The organism is Pedobacter glucosidilyticus DSM 23534 (assembly GCF_000425145.1).
Classification (GTDB): Bacteria; Bacteroidota; Bacteroidia; order Sphingobacteriales; family Sphingobacteriaceae; genus Pseudopedobacter; species Pseudopedobacter glucosidilyticus.
This window is the reverse complement of sequence record NZ_AULF01000030.1, coordinates 1-13,733: the sequence shown is the minus strand read 5'-3', so window position 1 is coordinate 13,733 and position 13,733 is coordinate 1. Positions and strand designations below refer to the sequence as shown.

Annotated in this window: 9 protein-coding genes; all 9 read left to right on the top strand. The window is 34.1% G+C overall.

Translation table 11 applies throughout. From position 1 onward, the window contains the following. Positions 1-45 precede the first annotated feature (45 nt). The 9 genes from H510_RS18660 to H510_RS18650 all read left to right on the top strand — a co-directional run bounded on the left by H510_RS18660 (position 46) and on the right by H510_RS18650 (position 12,770). A complete protein-coding gene (locus H510_RS18660; RefSeq protein ID WP_036692538.1) occupies positions 46-1,185 on the top strand; it encodes a FecR family protein in 1,140 nt (379 codons plus the stop codon). 112 nt (positions 1,186-1,297) lie between these two features. Beyond that, the gene (locus tag H510_RS0110045; protein WP_155977933.1) at positions 1,298-4,750 is read left to right on the top strand and encodes a TonB-dependent receptor; all 3,453 of its coding nucleotides are present in this window, start codon (positions 1,298-1,300) and stop codon (positions 4,748-4,750) included. A gap of 17 nt (positions 4,751-4,767) precedes the next feature. Beyond that, positions 4,768-6,123 (top strand): RagB/SusD family nutrient uptake outer membrane protein, encoded by a 1,356-nt coding sequence (locus tag H510_RS0110040; protein ID WP_036692536.1) that lies wholly within the window; start codon positions 4,768-4,770, stop codon positions 6,121-6,123. A gap of 80 nt (positions 6,124-6,203) precedes the next feature. Next, positions 6,204-7,343, top strand: a complete 1,140-nt coding sequence (locus H510_RS19605) for a glycerophosphodiester phosphodiesterase family protein (RefSeq protein ID WP_162143070.1) — start codon at positions 6,204-6,206, stop codon at positions 7,341-7,343. 29 nt (positions 7,344-7,372) lie between these two features. Then, positions 7,373-8,260, top strand: coding sequence for a glycerophosphodiester phosphodiesterase family protein (locus H510_RS0110030; RefSeq protein WP_026904203.1), 888 nt, complete (start codon positions 7,373-7,375; stop codon positions 8,258-8,260). A gap of 154 nt (positions 8,261-8,414) precedes the next feature. Further along, positions 8,415-9,740: an MFS transporter gene (locus H510_RS0110025; RefSeq protein ID WP_026904202.1), complete on the top strand. Its 1,326-nt coding sequence runs from the start codon at positions 8,415-8,417 to the stop codon at positions 9,738-9,740. A 138-nt stretch (positions 9,741-9,878) separates the two neighbouring features. Beyond that, positions 9,879-11,072 carry a porin gene (locus tag H510_RS0110020; RefSeq protein WP_026904201.1) on the top strand — a complete coding sequence of 398 codons (1,194 nt, stop codon included), beginning with the start codon at positions 9,879-9,881 and terminating at the stop codon, positions 11,070-11,072. Between the two features lie 356 nt (positions 11,073-11,428). Beyond that, positions 11,429-12,004 carry an RNA polymerase sigma-70 factor gene (locus H510_RS0110015; RefSeq protein WP_026904200.1) on the top strand — a complete coding sequence of 192 codons (576 nt, stop codon included), beginning with the start codon at positions 11,429-11,431 and terminating at the stop codon, positions 12,002-12,004. A gap of 226 nt (positions 12,005-12,230) precedes the next feature. Next, positions 12,231-12,770, top strand: coding sequence for an RNA polymerase sigma factor (locus H510_RS18650; RefSeq protein WP_036692535.1), 540 nt, complete (start codon positions 12,231-12,233; stop codon positions 12,768-12,770). Positions 12,771-13,733: the final 963 nt, after the last annotated feature.

Genomic DNA, 13,733 nt, shown 5'->3' with positions numbered 1-13,733 from the left:
CCTACAAGCCGATTTTTTTGTCTTATATACAATAACCAAATATATATGAACCAAAGAACCTTCTATCAACAATTAGTTGAAAGGTATGTGGCCTCCACAGCTTCAAAGCAAGAACTAGATTTATTATTTCATTTAATGGATGATGAAGAATTTTGTGAGGTAATGGCCGAAACCATGGATCAGCATCTGCTTCAAAACATGGAAAAAGCCAAACAAGCAAAAGTAGTTTCTCTTCGTAAAAAACGCTATCGTTTGGTTGGTGTTGCAGCGAGCTTTATTTTAATGATATCTATTGCAAGTTTCTATTTTGTATCTAATTATACTCAAAATGAAAAATCTAAGCAGCCAGAAATTGCAAGAGCAAATATCATTACTCCGGGTGAAGACAAAGCAGTTTTAACTTTAGCAAATGGAGAGAAAATAATTCTTAAAGAGCAAAATAATGAACTGCTTTCTAAAGAAGCAGGTTTAATGGTGTACAATTCAAAGGAAGGAGCGCTGGTTTATAAAGCGGGTGCGGCCTCTTCTACATCCGAAGCTATAACCTATAATACCATCAGTACCCCCAGAGGCGGGCAATATAAACTGATTTTGGAAGATGGATCAAAAATCTGGTTAAATGCAGCTTCTTCTATTAAGTTCCCTACTAGGTTTGATTCAAAACAGAGAAAGATAGAAATAAGCGGCGAGGTTTATTGTGAAATCAGTAAAGATCCTAAACGGCCTTTTCGGGTGAGTTATGGTAACCAAATGGTAGAAGTTTTGGGAACGCAATTTAATATTAACGCTTATATCGATGAAAAAATCACAAAAACAACTTTGATAGAAGGCAGCATAAGACTAGCTAATACCCAAACATTACAAAGTAAATTATTAACACCTGGTGATCAAGCAAGAATGACTTCTGTTAATAATCAATTGAATGTAAATCGGGTTGATATTGAGGAAGTCATAGCTTGGAAAGAGGGCTATTTTATGTTTAATGAAGAACCTTTAGAAAGTATCATGCGTAAAGTATCACGCTGGTACGATGTAGAGGTAGTATATAAAAGTGGTATTCCACAAAAGAAACTTGGTGGCAAAATTTCAAAGTTCAATAATGTGAATGAACTACTTGATGTATTAGCGGCAACAGGGTCTGTCAAATTTGAAATTCAAGGAAGGAGGATTATCGTGATGAATTAAAATATGAAGCCTAAAAATCCAGAGGTGCGGCAACACCTCCGGAAAATGTTAAGGCAAAAACCTAATCAATTGTAAATTAAATTAAAGATATAACCTTAAACAATTCAAATGTATGAATTTTTACATACCATTTGTATACAGAAACTTATTCTGTATACCAGAAATTATTGTTAAAACAATGAAGCTTACTCTCGCTTTTTTAATCGTAGCAACCTTACAAGTAAGTGCCTTCTCCAGTAGTTACGCTCAAAAAGTAACATTAAAGGAAAAGGGTGTTGAGTTAGAAAAGATTTTTAATGAAATCAGAAAGCAAACTAACTTTAATTTTATATACGATGCAGAAGTTTTAAAAAATGCTAAAACTGTAACTATAAATGTATCCTCTGTTGATGTCAAAGCAGCTTTAGAAATTTGTTTTAAGAATCAACCTTTTAGTTTTGATATTAAAAGTCAGACTATTATTGTTAAACCTACCTTAAAAAAGGCAATTAATATCCAGCAATCTAAATTTATAGATTTAACAGGAACAGTTTTAGACGAAATTAAGAATCCTTTAATTGGTGTTTCTGTATCCATAAAAGGTAGTACAAAAGGTACTACCACAAATGCAGAAGGTAAATTTTCTCTGCAAGTGCAAGATGGTGATATTTTGATTTTTTCTTATTTGGGCTTTGTTAGTAAAGAGTTAGTATATAATGGTCAAAGTACATTATCCATAACGATGGAGCAAGATACAAAAGGGCTTAACGAGGTAGTAGTTGTTGGTTATGGTACACAAAGCAGACAACAAGTATCTTCTGCGGTTTCAACTGTAAAAATGAATACGGTTGATCAAGGAGCAGGATACAATCCTGTAAAAATGTTACAAGGTAGAGCAAGTGGTATCAATGTCTCTAGCGCTTCTGGCATTCCGGGAGCTAGACCGGTTGTGTTAATTCGCGGTGTAGGTTCAATTAGTGGTAATAGTGCACCTCTATTTGTAGTAGATGGTGTGCCAAACGAAGGAGGCTATCCCAACATAAACCCCAATGATATTGAATCAATGGAAGTACTTAAAGATGCATCAGCAGCTTCAATTTACGGAAGTAGAGCGAATAGTGGGGTTGTACTTATTACTACCAAAGCTGGAAAGGCCGGAAAAACATCTATTGAATTAGATGTTAGAAACGGTAGTGGCACCATAGCTCATGATATTCCGATGGCTAATTCAGAAGAATATGCAAATGTAATGCAAGTTGCTGTAGATAACTTTAATAGACAGCGAGGAACTTCTTTAACATTTTACAGACCTCCGGCAAATGAAATAGAAGAGACTGATTGGACAAAAGTAATACAAAGACCAAGTGCAAAAACTTCTAATTATAATTTATCGGTAAGTGGAGGAAATGATAAAACTACTTTCTTTACTTCATTTGGGATATTCAATCAAGAAGGGATTATAAAAACAAGCGAATACGACCAGTACTCTTATCGTTTAAAAGTAAATCATAAAATAAATTCGTTTATACAGCTAAATACCAATTTATCTTTAGTCTTAACAGACCGTGATTTAATAGAAGAAGAAGGTTCTGGCTTAAAAGTTCTGAGAACTGCCAGAGAAGAACAACCTTGGTATAGCCCTTTTACCGCAACTGGTGATTATAAGGTTAACGGGACACTTTTGTTAAGACACAATCCATTAATGCTTATTAATGAGGAGAAATGGAATTCTAAAAGATATGAAGGAATTGGCTCAGTAAGCTTAGATATCAAACCTTTTAAAGGGTTTAAATATACCCCTTCAATAAGAGCTTTTGGGACTTTATTTGAAGAGAAAAAAAGCATTACAGAAAGAATGGTGGCAAGAGCTCAATCTGCTGATTGGGGTGCCATTGAACAAAGTAAAGATACCAGATTGAGATATGTTGTAGAAAACCTATTTCAGTACAATAATAACTTTAGAGATTTAGAATATACTGTTCTTGCAGGACATTCTTTCGAAAAATCAATAAGTGAAGATTTTGGAGTAAGGAGTGATAATTACAGAAATGATGCTTTCCCTTCCAGCAGTTTCGGCTTGGTTAATACTGGTCCGAATATTTATGCTAGTGGATTTGACTATGGTGGTTTTGCATTAGAATCTTACATCAGTAGGTTGAATTTAGCTTATAAAGGAAAATATATGTTAAATGCCAGTTTAAGAATAGATGGAGCTTCTAAATTCTCTGAAGACCAAAGATATGGAACCTTTCCTGCTATTTCTGCGGCATGGTTAATTCATAAAGAAGGTTTCATGGAAAAACAAAACTTTTTTAATGAATTAAAACTAAGAGCCAGTTATGGTGTAACAGGTAGTATTTCTGGTGTAGGGGACTTTGCTGCAAGATCTTTAGTAAGAGCTGGTGCTAATAATTCTTATAATGGTTCTTCAGGCTTTTCTTTAAATCAAATAGCCCAGCCATTAACTTGGGAGAAAGCAAAACAAGCAAATCTAGGTCTTGATGCTAGCATTTTAAATGATAGGCTATCGTTTACTTTTGATGTCTTTCAACAAAGAACTACTGATTTGTTATACCAAAGACCTATACAAGCAACCTCAGGTTATACCAGTATTAATTCAAATATTGGTGTAATGGAGAACAAAGGTTTAGAGTTCTCTGCATTAGGGAAGATTATCAATAAAGCAGTTAAATGGCAACTTGGTGGTAATATTTCATTGATTAAAAACAGGTTAGTTTCTTTAATAGATGGTACTGATTTCTTAATTGTACCTTCTGATGGTAGTGGTTTATATGGTGGGCAAATGAAAGCATTAATTGTTGGACAGCCTATTAGTACCTATTTCATTTACGAACAAACAGGAATTTACCAGAATGATGCTGATGTTCCAACAGCTTTATTTAATAAAGGTGTTAGAGCTGGTGACGTAATTTACAGAGATGTTAATGGTGATAATGACATTACAGAAGCAGATCGTTTAAATGTAGGGAAGGCCATACCAGATTTATATGGTGGTTTTACCTCTGAACTATCGTACAAAGGATTTGATTTAAGTGTATTTGGACAATTTTCTTTGGGCAATAAAGTAATGGCCTCTTGGAGAGGGGTAAATGGTACGGAGGGAACAGACCATCTAGGAAATGCCTTTGGAAACACCAGATTACTAGATGGTACTTCTGTGGAGCAATTTTTTGGTATTAGAAGAGAAGTGGCCACTAATTACTGGAACGGGCCAGGCACAAGTAATACTACTCCAAGACCTGTTAGAAGAGGAGTTCATAGCGGTTATGGTAATGCAGGATATAATTTCTTAACCAGTACTCGTTTTTTAGAAGATGCATCATATCTGAAATTTAAAACAGTAACTCTTGCTTACAATATTCCTAGTAAAGTTTTTAAGAGTAAATACATTAATGGTGTAAGAGTTTTTGCTTCTGTTGACAACCTATTTACGATTACTAATTATTCAGGATATGACCCAGAGCAATCTTTTGATAATAGCCCAGGAAGTTCTAACTACGGTGTTGATTTTGGTTTACAACCAACCCTAAGAACGTTTTTATTTGGCCTTAATGTTAAATTTTAACTATAAAAAATTCTAAGATGAAGAAATATATTTTAATAATCGTAATAGCATTTTTGTCAAGTAGTTGTTCAAACAATTTAGATAAAATACTACCTAGAGATGCTATCAGCCAGGACCAATTAACAGATTCTGATATCGGTAAATTGCGTAATGGTGTATATGCTTCGGTTGAAACCGGTATTTTTAATTTTACATTTGATTTTGATATAAGAGCTGATAATTTTAGAGGTGGACCAGGTTTTAGCTTAGTAGACCCTGTAAACATGAATCCATCAGATCCTAGTGTTTTAAGTTTATGGAGAAACGCCTATAATCGTATTGCAGACATCAACTTTTTATTAGAGACTTTAGATAAGTCTCCAAATCAAACGGGGAACTTACAAACTTTCAGAGGAGAAGCTTTATATTTCAGAGCTTTAATGTATTACCAACTGGTAACTCGTTGGGGTGGTGTTCCTTTATTGACCAGTAGAACTTTTGATGTTGTACAACGCTCTACAGAAGCACAGGTTTGGCAGCAAATTATTGATGATTTAATTGCAGCAGAAAATTTATTACCAAATTTTTCAAATAAGTTTTTTGTATCTAAGCAAGCAGCACAAGCCTTATTAGCAAGAGTTTATTTAGCTACTAATGATAAACCTAATGCCGTAATTTATTCAGATAGGGTAATTACCTATGGTACTGTTACAACTTCAAGTTTTTCATTAGCAACAGATGCTAACGGATACGCATCAAATTTTATTGCTAATACTCCTAGCAGAGAAGTCATTTTTGCATTTGTTAATAACAATTCTAATAATCGTAAAGTCTTTTATCAAAGGGTTAATGATGTAGATCCTACATGGGAGTATTCTCCTACGATAAACCTTCATGCTAATTTATATGCAAATGCTATCAATCCATTACGTACGGGCGACAAACGAAGAACAGCTGTGTTTTCTAATGATAATACACGACTTATAAAATATCCTAATGGTAGAAACGGGCAGCAATTGGTAAGTACATCAAATGCGGATTTTACACCCATTATGGTGAGTAGGTTTTCTGAGATGCTATTGATTAAAGCAGAAGCTTTAGGTGTTGGTTCTGCCGCAGAAACTGCATTAGCACCATATTTTACAGCTAGATATACCGTTGCCCCTGTAACTGGTAGCATAGCCGCTTTGAATGCTACTGATTTTCAAAATTTGATTTTAGACGAAAGACAAAGAGAGTTTTATGGAGAGGGCTACAGATGGTATGATATAAAAAGAACTAACCGACTAGACCTATTACCTTCATTAGCTGGTAGGAATTATTTGTTGTTTTATCCTATACCACAAGTAGAAATAGATCTTGCTAAATATGGGCAGAATATTGGTTATGACTAATGTCAAATTTTATTTAAATAAAGATTTTTGAAGTTTGGAATATGAAAAACTCACTTTTCATAAGATTATACCTTATTTTTTTGAGCATTGCCTTTGTGCAATGCTCAAAATCAGATGATGGTGGAGTTATTACTCCTCCTGTTGCTGAAATTGATGCAAGCTTTTCTATCAGTGTAAACCAGACCACAGTAAATAGTTCGGTTACGTTTATAGGTAGCACAACCGATACAGAAAGTAATATAGTATCTTGGGAATGGGATTTTGCAGATGGTTCTCCAATAAAAACAGAGAAAACAGTAAATCATAGTTTTTCTCTTGCAGGTAGCTATTTAGTAAAGCTGACCGTAAAAAATAATTCTGGAAAAACGGCAACTTTTTCTAAAAGAATATTAGTAAAAAACGCAACAGCACCTAATTATGGAAACCTCATAGGTTTGAAAGAGAAAATCGCTCAATTATATCCAAAAGTTATGATAGCTGCACACCGGGCTTATCATAAAAACTTTCCGGAGAATTCTATTGAAGCTATCAATGATGCTATTTTAAATCAAATTAATATTGTTGAATTAGATGTCAGGCTTACATTAGATAAAGAGTTGATATTGATGCATGATGCAACCACAGCAAGAACAGCTAATGCCAATTATAATGTTTCTCAAAGAACATTTTCAGAACTAAGACAACTGAAATTATTATTTAAGGGTACACCAACTAATTATGTAATACCAACCCTAAAAGAGTCGTTAGAAGCAGCCAAAGGAAAGATTTATGTAGATATAGATGCATCATGGGATACTTCCATGGAATACTACAATAGAATTTACAATACTGTTGCCGCTTTAAATATGGTTAATATGGTGATGATTTACACAGAATCGCCACAAGTAGCAAAAGCTTTATTAGAAATGGATAGTGAAGTAATTGTATTGTTAGGTGCGGGGTCAATAACAGATTATAATAATGCTTTTAATATGAACCCTAAAGCAGCTATTTGGCACATGTCATCTGGTACCTTATCTCCTAGCTTTACTAATTGGCCAACTAACAATGGTATAAAATTATGGGCAAATGCCTATGTAAATAGCCCTACATCTCCACCTATACAAGGTTCTGATACTGTGGTAGACAGATTATTAGATAATCAAATTTCACTCATTCAATCAGATTATCCTTTAGAAATCATCTCCTATCTACAAGCTAAAAACATTTGGTTACCATGAGTTATTGCACACAACTTTTAATAAGAATTATGAAGAAAAATATATGGGTTGCTCTTCTCCTATTTATACAATTGGGGGTAAACGCACAAACACCTCAAGAAAAATTGAACGAAATTTTTAGAAAGAAAACTGAAAAAGTATTAGTTGCAGCTCATCGAGGTGATTGGAGAAACTCTCCAGAAAACTCCGTACAGAGCTTAAAAAATTGTATTGATAGAGATATTGATGTTGCTGAATTTGACTTAGCAAAAACTAAAGATGGTAAGCTTATCATCATGCATGATAAGACCATTAATAGAACTACTAATGGAAAGGGTAAACCACAAGATTTTACCTTAGAGGAGATACGTAAATTCTATTTACTAAGTGGAACGGGGCATCCTACAAGACATATTATCCCAACATTGGAAGAAATGTTAGTTACTGCAAAGGATAAAATTATTATCGATATTGATAAGGGTTATGAATATTTTGATGAGGTTATCCTTGAGCTAAAAAAGCAGAAGATGTTGGAACAAACCATCTATAATATTTATGGACTTCCTTATGATAGTTTGTTAATTAAACATCAAAATATTCCAGAGGAACTTACCTTACAACTGATTATAAACCCTAAGAACCCAGAGGCTGAAAAGATTATTGATACTTATAAAAACCGTAAAAGGACAATTATCCAAATCATATTCGATAATGATACTTCTCCTCTGCTTTCAAAAGTACCAGAGTTTAAAAAAAGACATCCGATTTGGTTTAACTCTTTATGGCCAGAACACTGTGGAGGACACGATGATGATATTGCTGTAGAAGAAAACAAGCCTGATGAAACTTGGGGCTGGTTAGTTGCTAAGGGGGCAAATATCATTCAAAGTGATAGACCTATAGAGTTAAAACAGTATTTAAAGAAAATAAACAAGTAAAATTATTACTGTTTACTTATTTAACTAATTGCTGTTAATCATATTAATAGTTGGTTGTGTTAGCTCAAGCCTGTTATTTTAAGCTGGTAACGTATGGCTTGGGCATAACATTTTTCTATTAATTATCTGTTATTCATTTTAATATTAATCTTTAATGCATAAGTTATTCAACTTTTTTGCTCCTGCTCCAAAGCTAGGTCTTGACCCTACTATGGATAAATCGGAGGTAGATAAACGATACAAAAAAATAAGAACACAGGTATTCCTTTCAGCTACTTTTGGTTACGGCTTGTATTATGTTTGCCGTTTAAGCCTTAATGTGATGAAAAAACCTTTGGTAGATCATCAGATCCTTACTGAAACACAACTAGGCATTATAGGTTCGGCCCTGTTTGTAGCTTATGCAGTAGGTAAGTTTGTAAATGGTTTTTTAGTGGATAGAAGTAATATCAAAACCTTTATGGCTTTTGGATTATTCATTTCTGCAATCATCAACTTTAGCTTAGGCTTTGTTGATAGCTTTATATTTTTTGCTGTACTATGGGCATTAAATGGTTGGTTTCAAAGTATGGGCGCACCACCTTCTATAGTTTCATTATCCAGATGGTTTAATAATAAAGAGCGAGGGACTTATTATGGTTTTTTCAGTGCTAGCCATAATATAGGTGAAGCTTTTACTTATGTATTTACCGCTTTAGTAGTTTCCTATTTAGGGTGGCAATGGGGCTTTATTAGTGCTGCCGGAGCAGGCTTTCTAGGTGTTGTACTTATTTTACTTTTTTTACATGACAGTCCTGAATCTAAGGGTTTAGCCCCTATTATTGTACCCGTTGCCAAAAAAGAAATTGGGTTTATGCAATTATCGGTATTAAAAAATCCAGCTATTTGGGTTTTGGCCTTTTCTAGTGCTTTTATGTATGTTGGGCGTTATGCAGTAACCAGTTGGGGTATATTTTTTCTTCAAGAACATAGGCAGTATAACGAGCTGGTAGCAAGTTCTATCATTTCTGTGAGTTCTATCAGTGGAATTTTTGGTAATATTTTCTCCGGCTGGTTAAGTGATAAAGTTTTTAAAGGAAAACGAAACGCCCCAGCACTTTTGTTTGGTGTATTAAACGCCGCATCCTTAGCCACATTTTTATGGTTACCAGCAGGATATGAGTGGGCTGAGGTTGCGGCCATGATTGTTTTTGGATTTTCTATTGGTGTACTTATCTGCTACCTAGCCGGCTTAATGGCTGTAGATATTGTTCCAAAAAGTGTAAGCGGAGCAGCTATAGGTGTAGTAGGTATAGCAAGTTATTTAGGTGCTGGCTTGCAAGACATTACAAGCGGCATACTGATAGAACAGGGAAAGCATTTGGTAAATGGTAAAGTTGTCTATGATTTTAATGGTCTAATGTTGTTTTGGATAGGTTCTGCAGTCTTATCCTTTGTGTTATGCTTGTTCATCTGGAATGTTAAAGTAAGTGAGAAATAGTAATCATATAGGAGATACTTTAATACTTAAAAAATTATAATCCATAAACATTGTTTAAAAAATTTTGATAGTCAAGTTTTGAATCATCCTTTATTTCATTGTTCAGAAGTTTTTTTAATCAAGTTTTAATCATATACTATGTTCAACAAATCATTATTTTTTGTATTCCTTTTAAATTTTGCAATAGTTTTAACATGCAAGTCTCAAACCGAGAGCGACGAACGCCCTGTAGAATTTGAGGGTATTCAGTATCAATCAAAAGACTCTCTTTTTTACATGAATTTTCGTTTTAGGATGCAAAACCGGGTTGGTTTTTCTACTGTTTCTGCTGATAAATTTGGTATTAACGAATGGGATGCCCGAGTAAGAAGGTTGCGTTTACGTGGCGATGGTTATATTTTAGGAGAAAAGTTGGGTTACAGCGTTCAATTATCTTTTTCAAAAGGAGATCAAGATTTTGAAAACACAGGTGTTGCCAATATTGTAAGAGATGCTGTTATCTTTTATAATTTTAGTGATAATTTTTATGTCGCATTTGGTCAAAATAAATTACCTGGTAATAGGCAACGCGTTAATTCATCGGGGCAATTACAATTTGCAGAACGATCTATCGTAAATGCTGCTTTAACCTTAGACAGAGATTTTGGCTTAAAAGCATATTATAGCAACAAAATAGGGCAAACAGTGTATCACCTTAAAGGAGCTGTATCTACCGGGGAAGGAAGATCAGTAAATACTACAGACAAAGGCTTAGCTTATACAACTAGGGCAGAATGGTTGCCATTTGGTAATTTTACCAATGGAGGCGATTATTCTGAGGGAGATCTGGAAAGAGAAGAAAAAATAAAATTGAGTTTAGCTGCCGGATATTCTTTTAACAAATCAACAACTAATACAGGTGGGCAGTTAGGAAGAGATCTGTATTCGGGTGTAGATATGAGTACTTTTATAGCAGATGCTATAGTCAAATATCAAGGTTTTGCCTATGCTATGGAGTATATTAGTCGGAAAACAGATGATCCGTTTACCTATGATAATACAGGAGATTTAAGCTATGCTTATGAGGGGGAGGGAATTAATCAGCAAGCGTCTTACATTTTTAAGAATGATATAGAAACAGCTATTCGTTATTCTATTTTAAATCCGTCAGAAAGATTGTCCCTTTTAGAGGATCGTAAAGAAGTTATAGAACTGGGGTTAACAAAATATCTACGTGGTCATCGTGTAAAGGCGCAGTTAAACATCAGTTATAATACCATTGATGGAGATTACAGTTTACAAAATGACAGAAACTTTTGGGGTGCTGTATTTCAGATAGAGTTAGGCATATAATTAAAATAGCATAACACCATCTTTACAACAAAGTCTCTTTCAAGATAAATTATTTATCTAAACTAAATGACTCATTAATTCAAGTTGTTAATTATAGGGATGAAAATTAAGTATCAATAATGATAAATTTTTAGTTATTACCAAACACTTAAAGCTATGCAGCTTAACGTTTTTAAAAATTTTTTATTTGAGGGCCCAATAATGTAAGCAAAGCATTGGTGCTTATACTACTCAATTAAGGTATGCCTAAGTAATTGTTTCTGATATAGATATTCAATAATTGGAATCAAAACATACCATATTAGAATTATTAGTGCCTGCTATTTTACAATTTCTATAGTAAAATTGTAGGAATTATGGATGAAAGCTTAACACTTCAACTATCTGATATCAGGCAAGATTTCCAGGATCTATACAAGGATTACTATCAGGCAATTTTAGGTTTCATAACAAGCTATGTAAAATTAACAGATGTAGCAGAAGATATTACTCAGGATTTGTTTTTAAACTTAGTAGAAAGAGAAAATCAGGAAATTACTATAAATAATATAGAAGCCTATTTATTTACATCTGCAAAAAATAGAGCCCTCAATTATTTAAGAAAATTAAGTAAAGAGGAGCAATTAAGAGAAACTCTTTACCGGGAATATGATAATCTGCAAAGGTCAATAGAAGAGGATATTACTGATCTGGAATATCAAAAGCTATTTAATTATTACCTAGAGAAACTCACTACCCAAAACGGAGCTGTTTTTAAACTTTGCAGGGTAGAGGGGAAGACATACCGGGAAGCTGCTAAAGTATTAGGTATCACCCAAAGTGCCGTAAAGAAAAACATGGTAAAAGCCATGAAAGTTTTAAAAGAACTGCTTAGAAAAGACTTAGGCCCTCTTATACTGATAATAACCAGGTTATATACCAACCTTTTTTAACCAATTCACGGCGGGTTTTAATTATTTTTTAAATAATGGTACCCTATGCCTCTCTTTTCCTGTCGTATCCATGTATAAGCGAAAACCATGTTTTATAAACTTAATTATGGTCATACTAAAGTCTCGTTGGCTGTAAGTACATCATACAACAATAATTTTATCCTTTAAAATATCTAATGTCTTAATGTCTCTCAAATAAATTCAATAAAACCATTTATGACTTGATATGGATACAAAATTTACAAATGACAAAGAATTAATACAATCTTTAAAAAAGTCTGAGCCGAAAGCTTATGCTTATTTGGTAGAAACCTACCGTAAAAAGCTTTTAAGGTACGTGTTGAATTTAACAAAGAATAGAGAGTTATCTGAAGACATTGTACAAAATGTATATATGAAGTTTTGGAATCAAAGACACAAGCTTAAAGATGATTTTATAGTGAACAGCTATTTATACCGATGCGTATATTACGAGTTTATTGATCAGTACCGAAAAAGAAAATCGGCATTAGCTTTAGATAAAATATATTTTGATGCTTTAGCTACTACTGTACAAGAAGAAGAAGAAAGCCATTCAGAAAGATTATTATACCTGGTTAAGCGGGAAATTGAAAATTTACCACCCAAATGCAAGCAAACATTTTTGTTAAGCAAAGAGGATGGATTTTCGAACAAGCAAATAGCAGCGCATTTAGATGTTTCTTTAAAGTGCGTGGAAGCACATATTACAAAAGCATTTTCTTATTTGAGGCAGAAAGTGGGGTAAAAATAAATTTTTAGAGGAAGCTGTTATTTAAACCGATAAATAAACTAATGTGAATTTTGCCATTACGCTCAATGGCTTTCCTGCCTTAGCCAGGCAATGGCCTTCTTCTTTTTCTTGAAAAAAAGAAGCAAAATTCAAGGCTGATGAATATTTGTTCGATAAGCCTCAAAAAACCTTAATGAGCTCAATCCAAGCCGTGTGAAAGGTAGAAGCTAATTAAATTGCCTACCACTTCTGCGGATTGCTTGGCTGTGATTTATTAAAGCTTCTACACCAAGATTTATTGGACTTCTCCAAATCTTCATAGACCGTCCTTTAATCGTAACCTGAGATTAATATATTTTATAAAATCAATATGGAAATGAGGTGTTCGGGTATTTTGATAATAAAGCCCCCAGCAATACCCACCGTTTACGCCCAATTCCGCCTTGGCGGTTGCGGTATCTACAGAACTAGCCTTCGCAGAACCTTAAGAAGCAAGCGGCGTAGCGGAGAGTTTTTGGTTACTTTTTGCGGAAAAAAGTAACTAGGCCTGGCCTGCTATAAGGCCGGAGAGCCATGAGCGCAAATGCCTAATTTTTAATATCTGGAAAAAAACGTCATCTTGAGGTCTAATATATTTCATATAAATCAATATGAAATGACGTTAACTTTGCAGCGGCAAAAAACCAAGAGCAGCATAACAGTCGTTCTAATAGTGCTATAGCCTGTTGTTGAGCTTTGTTTTAGGGCATGATATTAAACAATATTGGTGAATCTTATGATATCCCGCATGGTAGCAATATCCTTTTTTAAGATGCCCTAGGCTCAAGGTTTTTAAAAAGGCCGCTTATTTGTATGAGTAGTTTAAGTAAAATCTATCCAAACAGCGCTGGTATAGATATCGGCAGCGAGAAAGTTTTTGTTTCTGTAGAAGAACAGCCCGTACGTAATTTCCGAACATTCACATCCTCCTATCGGGAA